The sequence below is a fragment of the Bacillus sp. BACIII genome (assembly GCF_057836745.1).
Genome location: NZ_CM174437.1, coordinates 1514835 through 1531184 on the forward strand (window position 1 = coordinate 1514835; position 16350 = coordinate 1531184).

Genomic DNA, 16350 nt, shown 5'->3' on the forward strand with positions numbered 1-16350 from the left:
CACGTTTTTCTGTAAACTGAAAGTATGACGTTAAAGGGGATGGAAATATGAAAAAATTGAATTGGCTCTTATTATTATTTGCATTCGCAGCAGTCTTCAGCATGATGCTGATCGGCGTATCAATCGCTGAGAAAAGCGCATGGGGTGTCATCGGAAGCATTGTTCTCGTTATCGCCATGATGGGAAGCGGTTTCACTGTAAAGAAAAAAATGCGCGAACAGGGACTGCTTGATTAAAAGCATGACCCTTTGCAAAATTCCGTAAACATGAAAAGCACAATATTGTATGAAGCCTGAATGAAAAATTCAGGCTTTTTTGCATCCTCAAAACCGGCGGGATGTAAGGCTTATCTCCCCCGCCGCCTAGTCAGGAAGCCGGAAACAGCGGCATGCATCCTAGTGACAACAGCAGAGTCCGTCAGAAAAGGCAGCCGGAATTAGTCCGGCATCGTTATGCAGAAAATACCAAACTTCCTATTTCAATTCCATCACTGGCTTTTTATACTTGTGGCTGTAAGCAAATACACATAACAAGGAGAGAACGAAATGAAAACATCTTTTTTGAAGAAAACCGCTGTAACTGCCGCTGCAACCGCTTCAGCCGCCTTGCTTGCATTCAGTCCGCTTGAGTCTGCCGGTGCAAAAACAATTCAGGCAAATGAACCGCCTGTCTTGCAGGCTTTTGCCGAGAAAACACCGGAAGATGCGGCAAAGCTTTTAGACATCATCAGCCAATCCATTTACGAAAAAGACGGCGTCTATTATTTTGACAGTGAAAAAGCGGTTGAATTGGGATTAGATAAAGAAGCCGCACAGACCATTCAAAAGCTGTGGGACAGCTCAACGGAATTTTTAACCGTCCTTTCCCAATGTATCGAGAAAACGGACGGCGAATATACATTTAATAAAGAAAAAGCAGTGGAGCTCGGCTTTACGGAAAAAGAAGCTCTTATCGTTGATCAGCTGTTCACCGCTTTCTCCCAGAGTCTTCATATTCTTCAATCTGCACTGGTTGAAGAAGACGGCGTGTATACGTTTGATCAGGAGCTTGCTGAAAAAGCAGGTGCAGGTAAAAAAGAAGCAAAGCTGTGTGCCGGATTCTTTAATTCACTGCCGCAGGAATTACTTGAAGGCATTTATACAGCCTTTCACCCGGCTGAGTAAACGAAAAAACGCCCGGTCATTCGGGACTGACCCCCGTTTTTGAGACAGGGATCAAAACACCTTTAAGCAGCCAGCTGTCGGTATGTGACCGGCGGCTGGTTGTTTAGTTTCGTTTGAATACGAATGTGGTATAATAGTGTATATAGGTTTCGACAGTTTGTTCTACGATGGTCGTCGTAGTGCTTTCCAACCTGTCGAGGTAGAACGTTTCAGACTTTAGTGAGGAATGAAACGATTCGATGGAGGCATTATCAGCGGGCGTCCCTTTGCGGGACATGCTCATGGTAATGCCTTTTGTTTTAACAGCTTTCTGATACTCATAAGATGTATAAACAGAACCTTGGTCACTATGTAACACGCAGTTCTCTGGCAGTGCAGGCAGCTGATCAAGTGTGTGTAAGACAAAGTCTGTGTCCTGTCTATCGCCAATCGTAAAAGCAATCACTTCTCCATTGTATAAATCCAATATACTGGAAAGATACAATTGTTTCTGCCCATAAGGCAAATATGTGATATCCGTTACTAGCTTTTCCAGAGGGCGATCAGACTGAAAGTTCCGATCCAATATATTCTCGGCCACGGCATATGGCTGCCCATTCTTCTTGCGCTTTTTCACCTTAACCCGGCATTGCCACTGATTCTTCTGCATAATGCGCTGAACCGTTTTATGATTTATACGCATTTCCTTTTTTAATATGGCTGTGATTTTCCGATAGCCATATCGATACTTGTGTTCTCGGCACAACGTGCCGATTTGTTTTTCTAAATGGTATTTAGGGTTATCTTTCATCAGATTCTTCTTCCAACGATAATAAGATGCTCGTGAGATACCTAAATGAATACAGATATCCTTTATGGTCATTGTGCCGCGCAATGCTTCTACAAGCTCGACTGGCGTTTCGCTATCAGCTTCCTTTCCAATTCGTTGTACTTTTTTAACACTTCATTCTGTTGTCTCAGATAACGATTTTCTGCCTGCAGTTTCTCTAATTCGGAAGAATACTCTGGACCTTTTCCATAAGAATATTGCTTTCCGACGGGTTGTTCGAATCGATGTGTATCCCCAGCTTTATACCACCTGACCCATGTCTGCACCTGCGTCTTATTCTTTATATTCAATTCCTGCATGATCTCCTTCACAGGCACGCCCGCCAATCTCATTTCTACAGCCTTCTGTTTGACTTCAACCGGATAACTCACTCTTGTCCTCATAGAAAAACACCTCCAAGTCTAATTTCGGATAACAACGATCCGTTTTCAAACTTGAAGGTGTTTTTTGTTTGTCTCATATTATGGGGTCAGTCCCATTCAGCCGGGCGTTTTTTTAATTCAGCAGTTTAAGCGCAAGCATGATGAGAAATACAGCCCCGAACATACAGGCGGCTTTTGTCAGCAGCCTCCCGTAATATCTTTCCTGAAACCGCCTCTCCTCCTCTTCATAACCGTCTGGCGCCTTCATCTCAGCTTCGCCAAAGTCAAGCGGCTCCTTCATCATATGATATACCCTTTTGCACTCACCGCATGTATCAAGATGGCGGGAAATATACCGCTCTGTTTCTGTTTCACAATCGCCTTCAATATATAAAGGGAGTAAATCTCTCACTAAACAGCAAGTCATATGTGTCCGTCCTTCCTTTTTACCGCCAAGTGCTGTTTCAGCTGCATTCTCGCCCTGTATAAGGTGCTCTTCACCTTCGGCAGGCTCCAGCCCAAAATATCAGCAATCTCTTCGTATGACAGCTCTTGAAATTCCCTTAAAATTAAAACGGTCTGCTGATCGTTTTTCAGACGCTGAATCTGCCCGGCCAGCGCGTTCTTTGTCTCTGTCCGGTCAACGTAATGCTCCGGCAGTTCATATGTTGTTTGCTGAATCCCTTCATTCAAGGTGATATCTGAAAATTGGTATTTTCTGTCCCGTCTGTACCAATTGATGAAGGTATGGTGGGCAATTGCATAGAGCCACGTACGGATAGACGAGTGCCCCTTAAACGACTCAAGCCCGTTAAATGCTTTCATAAATGTATCCTGAGCGAGATCTTTAGCTGTCTCAGCTTGATGTGTGCGTCTGTAAAGGTAATACATAATATCTTGATAATGTTCACGGTACAACTGTTCAATTGACATCTTGTTTTTCATTTAAAAATAAAACCACACTGTCATCCAGATTGAGAGCACAATGAAGAAACCATACAGTCCATACGTCAGGCATTTCATATATTTAATTTGGCGGATGTCGTCCGGCGGCGGCTTTATACCATGTCCATTCTGTCTTTTTCTGTTTTCCGCCTCTGCTCCGAATTCCGGTTCATGTTCTTTCATCCATTGAAGCGTGCCGCCTTCAAGTTCCCCTTCCTTATACAGGTCGTATAAATCGAAGAAGACAGCCTTTCTTTCTTTATTGTTCATAAAGGTTCACCACCTCGTAAGTATCCGCATTCACCACATATGCGTCATGGCGGTTTGAACCGAACGGCTGAATAATAACAAGCCATGCGTTATATGTTACGCCGTCTTTCACCGCTATGACAGGCTTTACCCGCTTTTTGTAAATGATGCCGTTATATGCCCCCGCCACTCTTTTGAAGGCTGTTTCCCCGTCTCTGTATGTATGCGGGAATGTTTTGGCGCTTACCTGTCCGCAGGATGAGGCCTCTATCATGCCTTCTTCATTCCGGAGCGTAAAAACGGACGTTCCTTCAGGTTTTTCAAAAACGAGGCCGTCTTCCGATTTGTCCATTTGTTTAAGCTTTGAAGTATCCGCGCCCAGCAATGTAAAAAGCCTCTTCTGAAGTTCTTTTTTTGTCAAAACGGTGCTGCCTGATGAGATTCTGATTTTCATAAGGCGTCCGGATTCGGCATTAAATCTCAGCTCCGCCCCGTTATTCGCTGTTACGGTCACACTGCTGCCGATCAGGCTGTTGATATCTGTATTTATGATTTCAAATGTCTGATCAGGCATTTGCAGCGTATGAAAGGCGGCTTTTGATGCTTTCATTATGTCTTTTTCCGTCATGTGCACCTGCGGCAGCGACTGAAGCTGATAACTAGACGGGTCTTCTGAAAAACCCATGATGGTTTCTTTTTCCCAGTAAAATACAGAACCCGTTTGTTCGTGATGCTTCCCTTGTCTTTTCGGCGCGATCTCCACGACAAACTGTCCGTCTTCTTTTCTCACTGTTGTCTGAATGCCTTGTGTTTTTAGTTTTCGGCCGTGCGCCGACAAGAAATCCAGCGACTTTTTCCGGTACTCATCTTCTGTTAATGTCCGGCCTTCCGGTTTTTTAAGATATTGATAATTTGTAATCATTCGGGAAACCTCGTCCACTTCCGCTTCATAATCTTCCGTTTTAAAGCGGTAAAAGTAATGGAGATCCTGATTGGTTTCTGTCAAATAAATCGGATTCTCCGCCGGAAAAAATGACGTAAGGATCCGTTCCGCCTGGTCTGAAGTAATATGTTCGCCCACATAATCAACAGAATCTTCAGCTATCGGTTTCGAAACCGCAAATGCGGCATCTCCCGCGTTGTACACCGGATTCAAAAAGACGATAAAACCAGCGGCAACGGCCGCCGCAAGAAAGCTTTTCGTCCGCCGTCTGATCCTGTCTGACCGATGAAATAAATGATGGGTCATCAGAAAACCCGCCATTGTTAAATACACCGTAAACGGGAGAAGCCTGCCGTAATCTTTTGATACCCCGGCCGAGGACGGAGAGAGCACCCACACCAATAGCCCGATGACCGCTGCATAAAACACGCCGATAAAAACCGGCCTCGGTTTCCAATACATTTTAAAAAATAAAACATTCATAGAAATCAGAAGGAGTAAAACAACCGCAACGGAACAAAGCGAGGAGACTATATCCTCTGCAGCCATCGTGTCACGATTGCTGTTCCAGAAAGCAAAAAAACTGAAAATCAGCTGAATGACGGGCAGTGTCACCACAGTGAGATCAAACGTATAAAACATGCCCCTTCCTCTCTGCTCCTGCGGCATCAGCATATAGTGAAACGCAGTGAGCAGCACATATCCGTACATTAAGAGATGAACGATCGGAAGAAGCTCTCTTTCTTCCGTTGTCAAATAGTGAGCGCTAAAATGAGTGCTCTGCACCTGATGAACCAATTCAATCGTTATGCCAGCCAATAATACGGCCCGGAGCATGATCCCGCCATAAAACCAAACTCTTTCAGGGCTGATTTTCGGATGGAAAGTCAGCCCGTATAAAACAGCAAGGCAGACGGCCGACCACTGGATGATCAACACACTCTGTCTGCTCAAAATGAAATATCTGTCGAAGTGCTGAATAAAATGACTGAAAATCTCTGACATCTGTAACAATCCTTTACGTTTATTAAGGCCTCACCCATTTAGACAACCGGCATTAAAAAAAGTTTTAAAGATCCTAACATTTTTCCCCTATCATTTTTCCCGTCTTCATCTGTCATTTTTTTCAGAAGAAATCGCGTCATTCGACTCATGTCTATTCCGACACGTGCCTCTCGGCTTATCCCCTGACACCGCCTCCCAGGAGCCTGTACGGGACGATTCTATCAATTCAGCTGCGGAGTCTAGTTTTATATTGCAGAATGAGAGATTGCTGGTTTATTATAACAATATAAGTTTTCATTATTTTCAAAAAGGGGGATTTATTGTGGGTTTAGGTAAGAAATTGTCTGTTGCTGTCGCCGCTTCTTTTATGAGTTTAACGATCAGTCTGCCGGGTGTTCAGGCCGCTGAGAATCCTCAGCTTAAAGAAAACATGACAAATTTTGTGCCGAAGCATTCTTTGGTGCAATCTGAATTGCCTTCTGTCAGTGACAAAGCAATCAAGCAATATTTGAAACAAAACGGCAAAGTCTTTAAAGGCAATCCTTCTGAAAGGCTGAAGCTGATTGACCAAACGACCGATGATCTCGGCTATAAACACTTCCGTTATGTGCCTGTTGTGAACGGTGTGCCTGTGAAAGACTCTCAAGTCATTATTCACGTTGATAAATCCAACAACGTCTATGCGATTAACGGTGAATTAAACAACGATACTTCTGCCAAAACGGCAAACAGCAAAAAATTATCTGCAAATCAGGCGCTGGACCATGCTTTTAAGGCAATCGGCAAATCACCTGAAGCCGTTTCTAACGGAAACGTCGCAAACAAAAATAAAGCCGAGCTCAAAGCAGCAGCTACAAAAGACGGAAAATACCGCCTCGCCTATGATGTAACGATCCGCTATATCGAACCGGAACCTGCAAACTGGGAAGTAACCGTTGATGCGGAAACAGGGAAAATCCTGAAAAAGCAAAACAAAGTGGAACATGCGGCGGCAACCGGAACAGGTACGACTCTTAAAGGAAAAACGGTCTCATTAAATATTTCTTCTGAAAGCGGCAAATACGTGCTGCGCGATCTTTCTAAACCTACCGGAACACAAATTATTACGTACGATCTGCAAAACCGCGAGTATAACCTGCCGGGCACACTCGTATCCAGCACCACAAACCAGTTTACAACTTCTTCTCAGCGCGCTGCCGTTGATGCGCATTACAACCTCGGCAAAGTGTATGATTATTTCTATCAGAAGTTCAAACGCAACAGCTACGACAACAGAGGCGGCAAGATCGTATCCTCCGTTCATTACGGCAGCAAATACAATAACGCGGCCTGGATCGGCGACCAAATGATTTACGGAGACGGTGACGGTTCATTCTTCTCGCCTCTTTCCGGTTCAATGGACGTAACGGCCCATGAAATGACACACGGCGTTACACAGGAAACAGCCAACCTGAACTATGAAAATCAGCCGGGCGCTTTAAATGAATCCTTCTCTGATGTATTTGGGTACTTCAACGATACTGAGGACTGGGATATCGGTGAAGATATTACGGTCAGCCAGCCGGCTCTCCGCAGCTTATCAAATCCGACAAAATACGGACAGCCTGACAACTACAAAAATTACAAAAACCTTCCGAACACTGATGCCGGCGACTACGGCGGCGTGCATACAAACAGCGGAATTCCGAACAAAGCCGCTTACAATACGATTACAAAAATCGGCGTGAACAAAGCGGAGCAGATTTACTATCGCGCCCTGACGGTATACCTCACTCCGTCATCAACCTTTAAAGATGCAAAAGCAGCTTTGATTCAATCAGCACGGGACCTTTACGGCTCTCAGGATGCTGCAAGCGTAGAAGCGGCCTGGAATTCAGTCGGCTTGTAAATAAGAAAAGAGACCGGATGTCCGGTCTCTTTTTTATATCTGATACATTTCACAATGGCTTCACCATGATCATATATGTCTTTTCCCGATCGTCTTTTTCAAGCTTCAGCTGTTCAAAACCGCATTGGCTTAAAAACAGAACCCATTCCTGCCTGTCCAGGGGAACGGCTGCAAACATCGCTTTATGCGCCGCTCTCAGCCGGCCGGCAATTTCTTCAATGACCGCCCGGCCGATTCCTTTCTCTTTTGCCTCTGGAGCGACGGCCACAGTCCCGAGCCACGGTTTTCCGTTTGAGGGCGCCCATTCTAAGTGAAAGCTGACGGCGGCAGGAGCGCCGTCAAGCTCCCATACGAGCCACGTTCCATTGTACATGGAGTATGCAAGCATAAACTCCGCCGCATTTTTTGTTCCGAATTCTTCGGCTCTCCACACCGGGTGTGCCGCCGCCAGCTGCTCCAGAAATTCCAGATCTTCTTCTTCAAACTCCCTATCTGTCAGCATGTAAATAGTCGTCAAAGATGATTTTATGTATCGCCGGATTTCCCGCAAGCACGCTGTGGTTATCTAAAAACGTAAACGGTTCGCCGTCTGTTGTCGTGTAAATGCCGCCGACTTCGTTCAGCAGCACGCAGCCGGCAGCGTAATCCCACGGCGCGAGCCTCATTGTGATGTATGCGTCAATGCGGCCGGCCGCAACACTGGCCAGCTCAAGTGCAGCCGAGCCGTAGGAACGCGTTCCTCTTACCCGTTTTACGAGCGGCGCCAAAATACTCGGGTCGATTCTTCTGTTTTCCGTCACCCATGTGGCATTGATTGCAATAATCGATTCTTCAATGGAAACCTTTTTTAAAGGAGCAAGCGGCGTGTCGTTCAGATATGCCCCTTTTCCGCTGAATGCATGATACAGCTCGTCCTGCATCACATCATAAATTAAGCCGATTTTGCCTTTTCCGTCTTCAAAAATACCGATGGAGATTGCGAAATGCCGCTTTTGATGGACAAAATTCATCGTCCCGTCAATCGGATCAATGATCCAGACAATTCCTTCAAGGGAGCGGAGCTTATCTCCCTGCCCTTCTTCGCCGAGGATGCGGTGTCCGGGAAAAGTTCCCTGTATACGGTCAATGAAAAAGCGTTCCGTCTCTTTATCCATATTTGTGACTAAATCATTCGGATTTGATTTTGTTTCAATCGTCAAGCTTTCCTGCATGGATTGTCTGATTCTCGTTCCGGCTTCTTTTACCCATTGTTTTGCGATATCATCAATTTCCGTCCAATTTGTCATACCGTGTACCTCTTTTCTATGTATAGCTTACTCTATAGCATACTGATAAAAACGATTAAAAAGCAAGGAAAATGAAAAAAATGCCTTCTCACGTAAAAACGAACCATTTCCTGCGGTTCGTTTTTACTATTCTTTATCCGTTAAGACGAATCCATTCTTTTCTGAGACGTTCCAGTTTTCTTTTACTGAGATCGATTTGATCTTCATTCTCTTTTTGCATGGCCTCATAAAGGGTTGCCAATTCATAATCAACCTCTAGTCTCCAGACAGCTACACGGTTATTTTTTTCCTCCCTGAATCCTTCCTTCACCACTTGCCTCATTGTCTTTCGCCCCTTCCAGAGATCATTTGTTAAAAAAGCATCCCATTTTCCAATTCATTATTAATGATACTTCTTATATCCTATGGAAACTTATATTCGGCTGTAACAACATTCTTAAAATTGTGTGTTTACCTATTCATTTTTTACCACCACTCCCCTCCGCTCAAACGTTCTCAATGTTTTTGCGGCCGGCAGGGGCTGTGGTAAAATATGAATACTTACGATAAGGAGGAAAAAGATGACTCAGATGCGTTTTACAAAAGAAGACTTTGACACATTTACAATAGAAGGATTAGATCCGCGCATGGAGGTGTTAAAAGAACAAGTGCGTCCGAAGCTGACTCTGTTAGGAGAACATTTCGCACCGACATTGTCGGCATTGACGGGAGATGAAATGTTCCCGCATGTCGCCAAGCACGCGAGAAGATCTGTCAACCCGCCGGCTGACAGCTGGGTTGCCTTTGCAAACAGCAAACGCGGCTATAAGAAGCTCCCCCACTTTCAGATCGGACTATGGGACACTCATATGTTTGTATGGTTTGCCATCATTTATGAGTCTCCGATAAAAGAGGAGTACGGCAGATTGCTGGAAGCGAAGCAGGATGAAATCACAAAACAGATTCCCGGTCATTTCGTATGGTCGCCGGATCACACGAAGCCCGGTGCGTACAAGCAGTCGGAGATGGATCGGGAGCAGCTGAAAACATTATTTGAACGTCTGCAGACCGTGAAAAAAGCAGAGCTTTTGTGCGGCATCCAGCTTCAAAAAGAAGACGTGATCAACATGAACAACAATGAATTCCTGCAAACCATTGAAGATACTTTTAAGAAGCTTTCCTTTTTATACACGCTGACTCAGAAAGTCTCATAACATAAAAAGCGGGCCGGTTTCCGGCTCGCTTTGTTTACATTTTGATAACCGCTTGATCTGATTGTTTCGCCTCTTTCACAGTCCGATACGGGGAATAGGTGCTGTCCGCTTCAAATTGGCTGCAGATTTTCTTTTCCTCCGCCTTTCCGGGAACGATTTCTTTAAAGCGGCGGTACGCATCCAGAAGTTTGTTGCGGTCAGCTCCTTTTTCATAGGCGTTTTCCACCTGCTGAAAAAACGCGATGACATCCACGGCCTCCTCTGTCGTCCAGTCTTCATTCATCGGATATTGATATTCCAAATGTCTTCACTCCTTTATAATCATGCTCAAAATAAGCATCTTCCATAGATCATAAATTGTTCTTTACTTTCTTTCAAGTTCATAATATAATTCATTTGTTTTACGTTTAAAAAACGGGTAATCATACTGAATGTAATACAAACTAATCCGTAGGTATTATGATAAAGGTGGGAAAACAATTGCCGCAACATGAAACACCCCTGTACAGCGGACTGAAAAAGCACGCGGACAGACAGCCTGTCCAATTCCACATTCCGGGCCATAAAAAAGGCGCGGGAATGGATCCGGAATTCAGACAATTTATCGGAGAAAACGCGTTAAGCATAGATTTAATTAATATTGAACCTTTGGATGATTTACATGCGCCAAAGGGCATCATTAAAGAAGCGCAGGACCTGGCCGCGGAAGCATTCGGCGCAGACCACACCTTCTTTTCCGTACAAGGGACGAGCGGCGCCATTATGACGATGGTCATGGCCGTATGCGGACCCGGAGATAAAATCATCATCCCGAGAAACGTTCATAAATCTATTATGACGGCCATTGTATTTTCCGGAGCGGTGCCGATTTTTATACACCCTGAAATTGACGATGAGCTCGGGATTTCTCACGGCATCACGCTTGAGTCTGCCGAGCGGGCTTTGACTGAGCACCCAGACGCAAAAGGTCTGCTTGTCATCAATCCGACGTATTTCGGTGTGGCGGCTGACCTGAGCAGCATCGTCAAGCTCGCGCATTCTTTCAATGTGCCTGTTCTTGTCGATGAAGCGCACGGCGTGCATATTCATTTTCATGATAAGCTTCCTTTGTCCGCCATGCAGGCGGGCGCTGATATGGCAGCCACAAGCGTGCACAAATTAGGCGGCTCTCTGACGCAGAGCTCCATTTTAAATGTGAGAGAAGGCCTTGTGTCCAAAGAAAGAGTCCAGTCGATTTTAAGCATGCTGACGACAACGTCAACATCCTATCTGCTGCTCGCTTCACTGGATGTCGCAAGAAAGCGGCTCGCTACAGAAGGCCGCGGCCTTCTTGAAGATACGATTCTGCTGGCGAATCAGACACGGGAACGCCTCAATCAAATTGAAGGCATCCGCTGTGTCGGCGAAGAAATCACAGGATCTAAAGCCGCCTTCAGTTATGATCCGACTAAATTAATCATTTCGGTCAAAAATCTCGGCCTGACGGGGCATGACGTTGAAAAATGGCTGCGCGAATCATATAATATCGAAGTCGAGCTGTCCGATTTGTATAACATATTATGTATTTTCACCCCCGGAGACAGAGCAGGAGATGCCGACCGCCTCGTAAACGCGCTTACAGACATTTCAAAGCAAGCTGCTGCCAATGAATATGCTCATCAGCAAACAGAGGTTCTGCTTCCTGAAATTCCTCTCTTAGCGATGACGCCAAGAGACGCGTTTTACGCAAATACGGAAGTCATTCCGTTAAAAGAATCCGCGGGACGGATCATCGCAGAGTTTGTCATGGTGTATCCGCCGGGAATTCCGATCTTTATTCCGGGCGAAATCATTACTGAAGAAAACATCAGCTACATTTTCAAAAACCTGGACGCCGGCCTTCCCGTGCAGGGTCCTGAAGACGCGACGCTTGAAATGATCAGAGTCATCAAAGAACAAAAAGCCATCCAATAAACATAAAGAAGCCCGAAACGAAATCGTTTCGGGCCTTTTTTACGCTTTTTACTCTTCTTCAAGATGACACCGGCATTGTCCGCAGCATGTTCCGTATAACGTCGTTACCTTCTCATCCTCAAAGTAATGAATCGCTTCGTTACAGTCTTGGCAAACAATCGTACCCATCTCTCATTCCCCATTTCTCAGAATTTGAAAACGCTTAACTCTTACTTGTTGTTATTATATTATTATGTCACATTTAATATGTCAACCGATAAATTGTATAACACATTTATTTTTTACGGTCTTTTTATAGCTCGAGGATCAATCACGGTATATCCTTTAGTACGCAATCCTTTTACAATGTCCGGCATGGCTTCGGCCGTCCACTTCCGGTCATGCATCAATATGTTGGCCCCGTCCCGCAGATAAGGGCTGCTCAGCGTGATATCGGTAAGCGCTTTTTTGGATTGATATTTCTGATCCCAATCGTAGCCGAAGGTCCAGTTCATTTTCACCATACCTTCTTGTTTTATAAGTTTGTCACTATAGTCCGTATTGCTTCCGAAAGGCGCCCTGAAAAAAGCTGGTTTCTCCCCGGTTATCTTTTCAACGGCTTTATTGACGCCGATGATTTCTTCCCGTTGTTTTTGTTCGGAAAGGTCTTTTAAATTTTGATGAGTCATTGTATGATTTCCGATCATAAAGCCTAACTCATGAATATGCTGAAGCGCTTTCTTATTTTCATCTTTTTTTAAAAATTGGCCGTTCACAAAAAAGATCGCTGACGCATGGAGATCATGCAGTTTGTCCGCAATCTCAGCGGCATGCTGATCGGGTGCATCATCTATCGTTAACAATGCAATCGGTTTTTTGTCTTTCTGGTCATCCAGTTTTTCCGCGGCAAAGGTTTTCGGATTGATATAGTAACGGGGCTCTGCCTTCTGTTTTTTCTGTTTTTCCTCTTTTGTATGAGTGTTTTCCTGTTTAGCATGATTGACCGCAGCTTGAGAATGGGGTTGTTTATTTGTTTGCGTTTTTTCAGTTGATTGGCAGCCGACGAGCAAGCACATCCATATGACGGCGGCAGCGGCTTTATACATGACAATCCCTCCTGATATGGTTTTGCCCACAGTATAACGAAAAAACAGCGCTCTCACGAAACATAATGTGCCTTTTTTACACATCGGCTTCACAAGTTGTCACACGTATTATTTCTTCATTAAAAACGGTTTCAATTATATAACAATTAAGTAACAAGCCTTAGGTTTTTCACCTCTCGTGATACACTTGATATAGTCCTTATAAATGGATGAACCAATATATTATATAAAACAGAGGAGTAAGATAGATGCGCTACCGTACGGTGATTCCCTTTTTTTTGATGCTGTTCGTTCTGTCAAGCTGTTCGGTTTCTACTGTCAGTCCATTCAAAAATAACCGGATCGACAGCATTCATCACACTCAAATCTTGTTTTTTTCCGATGAAAATCATATAGATAAAGAAGTGCCCTACTACGATGCGATTCTTGATTTAGAAAAGAAATATCCCCATCATGTTGATCAAATGAAAGTTTATGATAACAGAAAGGGCTGGGAAGAAGAAATCAACACATTCCCGGCACTGATGGTGGTCAATCACCGGCATGTCGTCATGAAGATTGAAGGCGCGGTAAAGAAAAAAGAGGATATTATCAAGCCTATGCAGCATGTGCTTGCACAATAAAAACAGCCCCCGCTTTTAAAAGCGGGGGCTGTTCATTTTCTTGCAATGATTATTTTACGATATGGATCGGGCTTCCGATTGCCACTTCGGCAGCTTCCATTGTGATTTCGCCCAATGTCGGGTGAGCGTGAATTGTCATTGCGATATCTTCAGCAGTCATTCCGCCTTCGATCGCCAGGCTCAATTCAGAAATCATGTCAGAAGCGCTCGCGCCGGCAATTTGCGCACCGATTACAAGACCGTCTTCTTTACGAGTGATCAGCTTCATGAAGCCGTCAGTTTCGTTAAGAGACAGCGCGCGTCCGTTTGCAGCAAACGGGAACTTAGCAGCAACGACTTCAATGCCTTCTTCTTTCGCCTGTGCTTCAGTGTAACCGACAGAAGCCAGTTCAGGCTCAGAGAATACAACCGCCGGAATACCGAGGTAATCGATTTCAGCAGGCTCTCCCGCAATAGCTTCCGCAGCGATTTTACCTTCGTAAGACGCTTTGTGAGCCAATGGAGGGCCGTCAATGATGTCACCGATTGCGTAAATGTTCGGTACGTTTGTGCGGCACTGCTTGTCTGTTTTAATGACACCGCGGTCAGTCATTTCGATACCGACTTGCTCAAGGCCGAGCTCATCAGTGTTCGGACGGCGTCCGACAGTGATTAATACGTAATCAGCATCAACTGTTTTTTCTTCGCCTTTTACTTCGAACGTAACTGTTACGCCGTCAGGTCTTTCTTCAACGCCTTTAGCCATAGCGCTTGTATGGATTTCAACGTTGCCTTTTTTCTTCAGTCTGCGGGTAACGAGAGAACTCATTTGTTTTTCGAAGCCAGGAAGAATTTCATCTCCGCCTTCTAAAATAACCAATTCAGTTCCGAAGTTCGCATACGCTGTTCCAAGCTCAGTGCCGATATATCCGCCGCCGATAACAACGAGCTTTTTCGGAATTTCTTTAAGCGCAAGTGCGCCTGTAGAGTTCAGAACGCGTTCGCTATATTTGAAGTTTGGCAATTCGATAGGGCGAGAACCAGTAGCAATGATTGCGTTTTTAAATGTGTATGTTTGCGCAGAGTTCTCATCCATTACACGGACAGAGTTGCTGTCTACGAAATAAGCTTCCCCTTTTATAACGTCCACTTTATTTCCTTTTAAAAGACCTGCAACACCGCCGGTAAGCTTATTTACAACAGAAGCTTTCCATTCTTGGACTTTTGTAAAGTCAACTTTTACGTTCTCAGCAGTGATTCCCATGTCATCTGAGTGTTTTGCATTCTCGTAACGATGGCCTGCATTGATAAGCGCTTTTGAAGGAATACAGCCGACGTTCAGACAAACGCCTCCAAGAGTTGCTTTTTCAACGACTGTTACTTTTTGTCCAAGCTGAGCAGCGCGGATGGCAGCTACATAGCCGCCAGGTCCCGCACCAATCACAAGAGTATCTGTTTCAATAGGGAAATCTCCTACTACCATAACATTACGCCTCCATTAAAATAAGTTGTGGATCGTTCAGTAAACGCTTGATGTGGTTTAACGCATTTTGTGCAGTTGCTCCGTCAATCATACGGTGGTCAAAGCTGAGAGAAAGAGCTAAGACAGGAGCAGCTACAATTTCACCGTCGCGGACGATCGCCTTTTCAGCGATGCGGCCGATACCGAGAATCGCAACCTCTGGGTGGTTGATAACCGGTGTGAACCATTGGCCTCCGGCAGAACCGATATTTGTGATTGTGCAAGAAGCGCCTTTCATTTCCGCAGGTGCAAGCTTGCCTTCACGCGCTTTTGTAGCAAGGCTGTTAATTTCATCAGAGATTTCGAAAACGGCTTTACGGTCGGCATTTTTCACTACCGGCACAAGCAGGCCTTTTTCAGTATCCGCTGCAATTCCGATGTTGAAGTAATGTTTTTGGATCACTTCATCTGTTTTATCATCAATAGATGTATTTAAAACAGGGAATTTTTTCAGAGCGGATGTTAAGGCTTTTACGACGTAAGGCAGGTAAGTCAGCTTGATGCCTTGATCAGCAGCAACTTGTTTGAACTGTTTGCGGTGAGCAACAAGATTTGTTACGTCAACTTCATCCATAAGAGTTACGTGCGGTGCAGTATGCTTAGAGTTCACCATTGCTTTCGCGATCGCTTTACGGATACCGCTCATTTTTTCGCGTGTTTCAGGGAACTCGCCTTCAGGAGCCTGAGCCGCTGCAGGTTTAGCCGTTTCCTGAGGCGCCGCTGTTTCTTGCGGTGCCGCTTCTTGAGCTCCGCCGTTTACAAAGCTGTCGATATCTTCTTTTACAACACGTCCGTTATTTCCTGAACCTGTTACTTTACGGATATCCACGCCTTTTTCACGGGCATATTTGCGTACGGAAGGCATCGCGATTACGCGTTTGTTCGGATCAGCTTCCGCTTGGTCCTGCTGTCCTGCGCCTGTTTCTTTTGCAGGCTCTTTAGGAGTCTCTTCTTTAGAGATATCCTGCCCTGCTTCAGCAGACGACTGAACTTGAGCTTCAGTTTTCGCCTCTCCTGAATCATGGCTTCCTTTAAATTGAAGATCTTCGTAACCAGGTGCGTCAAACGTAATAATCGTTTGTCCAACAGTTGCAACTGTTCCCTCTTCAACTTTTAATTCTAATACTTTTCCTTTAACAGGTGAAGGAATTTCTACCACTGCTTTATCATTTTGCACTTCAGCCAGAACATCGTCTTCTTCTACCTCGTCGTTCGGCTTAACAAACCATTTTACGATTTCGCCTTCGTGGATACCTTCCCCGATATCCGGAAGTTTAAATTCAAATGCCACAGTTTTCGACCTCCTAGTTGATTAAGCAAATTTT

General features: G+C 44.8%; 18 protein-coding genes and 1 pseudogene. 6 read left to right on the forward strand and 13 right to left on the reverse strand.

What is annotated here, in order from left to right:
- The first annotated feature begins 47 nt into the window (after positions 1-47).
- Both ACXN9U_RS07195 and ACXN9U_RS07200 read left to right on the forward strand, forming a co-directional pair.
- Entirely contained in the window at positions 48-236 is a 189-nt protein-coding gene (locus tag ACXN9U_RS07195; protein WP_016936245.1) for a YlaF family protein, read from the forward strand.
- Positions 237-545: 309 nt separating this feature from the next.
- A complete protein-coding gene (locus ACXN9U_RS07200) occupies positions 546-1163 on the forward strand; it encodes a hypothetical protein (protein WP_060962867.1) in 618 nt (205 codons plus the stop codon).
- 62 nt (positions 1164-1225) lie between these two features.
- Here the strand turns inward: ACXN9U_RS07200 and ACXN9U_RS07205 are convergent.
- From ACXN9U_RS07205 to ACXN9U_RS07225, 5 genes and pseudogenes are all read right to left on the reverse strand, one after another.
- Positions 1226-2375 (reverse strand): annotated as a pseudogene (locus ACXN9U_RS07205) (IS3 family transposase).
- A 112-nt stretch (positions 2376-2487) separates the two neighbouring features.
- The gene (locus ACXN9U_RS07210; RefSeq protein WP_047475184.1) at positions 2488-2781 is read right to left on the reverse strand and encodes an anti-sigma factor family protein; all 294 of its coding nucleotides are present in this window, start codon (positions 2779-2781) and stop codon (positions 2488-2490) included.
- Entirely contained in the window at positions 2778-3299 is a 522-nt protein-coding gene (locus ACXN9U_RS07215; protein WP_060962869.1) for a sigma-70 family RNA polymerase sigma factor, read from the reverse strand. Before ACXN9U_RS07215 ends, ACXN9U_RS07210 begins: the two co-directional genes overlap by 4 nt.
- Positions 3300-3569, reverse strand: a complete 270-nt coding sequence (locus ACXN9U_RS07220; RefSeq protein WP_060962870.1) for a hypothetical protein — start codon at positions 3567-3569, stop codon at positions 3300-3302.
- Positions 3559-5496, reverse strand: coding sequence for a hypothetical protein (locus tag ACXN9U_RS07225; protein WP_060962871.1), 1938 nt, complete (start codon positions 5494-5496; stop codon positions 3559-3561). The genes ACXN9U_RS07220 and ACXN9U_RS07225 overlap by 11 nt, the downstream gene beginning before the upstream one ends.
- Before the next feature lie 322 nt (positions 5497-5818).
- On the opposite strand from ACXN9U_RS07225, the gene ACXN9U_RS07230 reads away from it, so the two are divergent.
- Positions 5819-7384, forward strand: a complete 1566-nt coding sequence (locus ACXN9U_RS07230; RefSeq protein WP_060962872.1) for a M4 family metallopeptidase — start codon at positions 5819-5821, stop codon at positions 7382-7384.
- A 49-nt stretch (positions 7385-7433) separates the two neighbouring features.
- Here ACXN9U_RS07230 and ACXN9U_RS07235 read toward each other — a convergent pair whose 3' ends face one another.
- The 3 genes from ACXN9U_RS07235 to ACXN9U_RS07245 all read right to left on the reverse strand — a co-directional run bounded on the left by ACXN9U_RS07235 (position 7434) and on the right by ACXN9U_RS07245 (position 8992).
- Positions 7434-7886, reverse strand: a complete 453-nt coding sequence (locus tag ACXN9U_RS07235; protein WP_060962873.1) for a GNAT family N-acetyltransferase — start codon at positions 7884-7886, stop codon at positions 7434-7436.
- Entirely contained in the window at positions 7873-8670 is a 798-nt protein-coding gene (suhB, locus tag ACXN9U_RS07240; RefSeq protein ID WP_489202365.1) for an inositol-1-monophosphatase, read from the reverse strand. The genes ACXN9U_RS07235 and suhB overlap by 14 nt, the downstream gene beginning before the upstream one ends.
- A 133-nt stretch (positions 8671-8803) precedes the next feature.
- Positions 8804-8992 carry a hypothetical protein gene (locus ACXN9U_RS07245; RefSeq protein ID WP_003154513.1) on the reverse strand — a complete coding sequence of 63 codons (189 nt, stop codon included), beginning with the start codon at positions 8990-8992 and terminating at the stop codon, positions 8804-8806.
- A gap of 238 nt (positions 8993-9230) precedes the next feature.
- On the opposite strand from ACXN9U_RS07245, the gene ACXN9U_RS07250 reads away from it, so the two are divergent.
- Positions 9231-9863 carry a DUF1054 domain-containing protein gene (locus tag ACXN9U_RS07250; RefSeq protein ID WP_047475190.1) on the forward strand — a complete coding sequence of 211 codons (633 nt, stop codon included), beginning with the start codon at positions 9231-9233 and terminating at the stop codon, positions 9861-9863.
- Positions 9864-9897: 34 nt separating this feature from the next.
- Here ACXN9U_RS07250 and ACXN9U_RS07255 read toward each other — a convergent pair whose 3' ends face one another.
- Positions 9898-10164 carry a UPF0223 family protein gene (locus ACXN9U_RS07255; RefSeq protein WP_489202366.1) on the reverse strand — a complete coding sequence of 89 codons (267 nt, stop codon included), beginning with the start codon at positions 10162-10164 and terminating at the stop codon, positions 9898-9900.
- 179 nt (positions 10165-10343) lie between these two features.
- Here ACXN9U_RS07255 and ACXN9U_RS07260 point away from each other — a divergent pair, with 179 nt between their 5' ends.
- Positions 10344-11816 (forward strand): aminotransferase class I/II-fold pyridoxal phosphate-dependent enzyme, encoded by a 1473-nt coding sequence (locus ACXN9U_RS07260; protein ID WP_060962877.1) that lies wholly within the window; start codon positions 10344-10346, stop codon positions 11814-11816.
- Positions 11817-11864: 48 nt separating this feature from the next.
- Here ACXN9U_RS07260 and ACXN9U_RS07265 read toward each other — a convergent pair whose 3' ends face one another.
- Both ACXN9U_RS07265 and ACXN9U_RS07270 read right to left on the reverse strand, forming a co-directional pair.
- Positions 11865-11984 carry a GapA-binding peptide SR1P gene (locus tag ACXN9U_RS07265; RefSeq protein ID WP_076982563.1) on the reverse strand — a complete coding sequence of 40 codons (120 nt, stop codon included), beginning with the start codon at positions 11982-11984 and terminating at the stop codon, positions 11865-11867.
- Positions 11985-12097: 113 nt separating this feature from the next.
- Complete coding sequence (locus ACXN9U_RS07270) at positions 12098-12901, reverse strand: polysaccharide deacetylase family protein (protein WP_489202367.1); 804 nt, start codon at positions 12899-12901, stop codon at positions 12098-12100.
- A 248-nt stretch (positions 12902-13149) separates the two neighbouring features.
- Between ACXN9U_RS07270 and ACXN9U_RS07275 the strand changes: the two genes are divergently transcribed.
- Positions 13150-13524, forward strand: a complete 375-nt coding sequence (locus ACXN9U_RS07275) for a hypothetical protein (protein WP_016936259.1) — start codon at positions 13150-13152, stop codon at positions 13522-13524.
- Between the two features lie 49 nt (positions 13525-13573).
- On the opposite strand, the gene lpdA is transcribed toward ACXN9U_RS07275, so the two are convergent.
- Positions 13574-14986, reverse strand: a complete 1413-nt coding sequence (gene lpdA, locus ACXN9U_RS07280) for a dihydrolipoyl dehydrogenase (protein WP_489202368.1) — start codon at positions 14984-14986, stop codon at positions 13574-13576.
- A gap of 4 nt (positions 14987-14990) precedes the next feature.
- On the reverse strand, positions 14991-16316 hold the full coding sequence (gene pdhC, locus ACXN9U_RS07285; RefSeq protein WP_438421843.1) for a pyruvate dehydrogenase complex dihydrolipoyllysine-residue acetyltransferase: 1326 nt from the start codon (positions 16314-16316) through the stop codon (positions 14991-14993).
- Between the last annotated feature and the right edge of the window lie 34 nt (positions 16317-16350).

Bases quoted from the DNA above. Each gene is read 5' to 3' on its own strand.
- ACXN9U_RS07275 (WP_016936259.1), top strand. From the start codon at position 13,150: ATGCGCTACCGTACGGTGATTCCCTTTTTTTTGATGCTGTTCGTTCTG.
- ACXN9U_RS07220 (WP_060962870.1), bottom strand. From the start codon at position 3,569: ATGAACAATAAAGAAAGAAAGGCTGTCTTCTTCGATTTATACGACCTG.
- ACXN9U_RS07210 (WP_047475184.1), bottom strand. From the start codon at position 2,781: ATGACTTGCTGTTTAGTGAGAGATTTACTCCCTTTATATATTGAAGGC.
- ACXN9U_RS07225 (WP_060962871.1), bottom strand. From the start codon at position 5,496: ATGTCAGAGATTTTCAGTCATTTTATTCAGCACTTCGACAGATATTTC.
- ACXN9U_RS07235 (WP_060962873.1), bottom strand. From the start codon at position 7,886: ATGCTGACAGATAGGGAGTTTGAAGAAGAAGATCTGGAATTTCTGGAG.
- suhB (WP_489202365.1), bottom strand. From the start codon at position 8,670: ATGACAAATTGGACGGAAATTGATGATATCGCAAAACAATGGGTAAAA.
- ACXN9U_RS07265 (WP_076982563.1), bottom strand. From the start codon at position 11,984: ATGGGTACGATTGTTTGCCAAGACTGTAACGAAGCGATTCATTACTTT.
- ACXN9U_RS07215 (WP_060962869.1), bottom strand. From the start codon at position 3,299: ATGAAAAACAAGATGTCAATTGAACAGTTGTACCGTGAACATTATCAA.
- ACXN9U_RS07195 (WP_016936245.1), top strand. From the start codon at position 48: ATGAAAAAATTGAATTGGCTCTTATTATTATTTGCATTCGCAGCAGTC.
- ACXN9U_RS07250 (WP_047475190.1), top strand. From the start codon at position 9,231: ATGACTCAGATGCGTTTTACAAAAGAAGACTTTGACACATTTACAATA.
- ACXN9U_RS07245 (WP_003154513.1), bottom strand. From the start codon at position 8,992: ATGAGGCAAGTGGTGAAGGAAGGATTCAGGGAGGAAAAAAATAACCGT.
- lpdA (WP_489202368.1), bottom strand. From the start codon at position 14,986: ATGGTAGTAGGAGATTTCCCTATTGAAACAGATACTCTTGTGATTGGT.
- ACXN9U_RS07200 (WP_060962867.1), top strand. From the start codon at position 546: ATGAAAACATCTTTTTTGAAGAAAACCGCTGTAACTGCCGCTGCAACC.
- ACXN9U_RS07270 (WP_489202367.1), bottom strand. From the start codon at position 12,901: ATGTATAAAGCCGCTGCCGCCGTCATATGGATGTGCTTGCTCGTCGGC.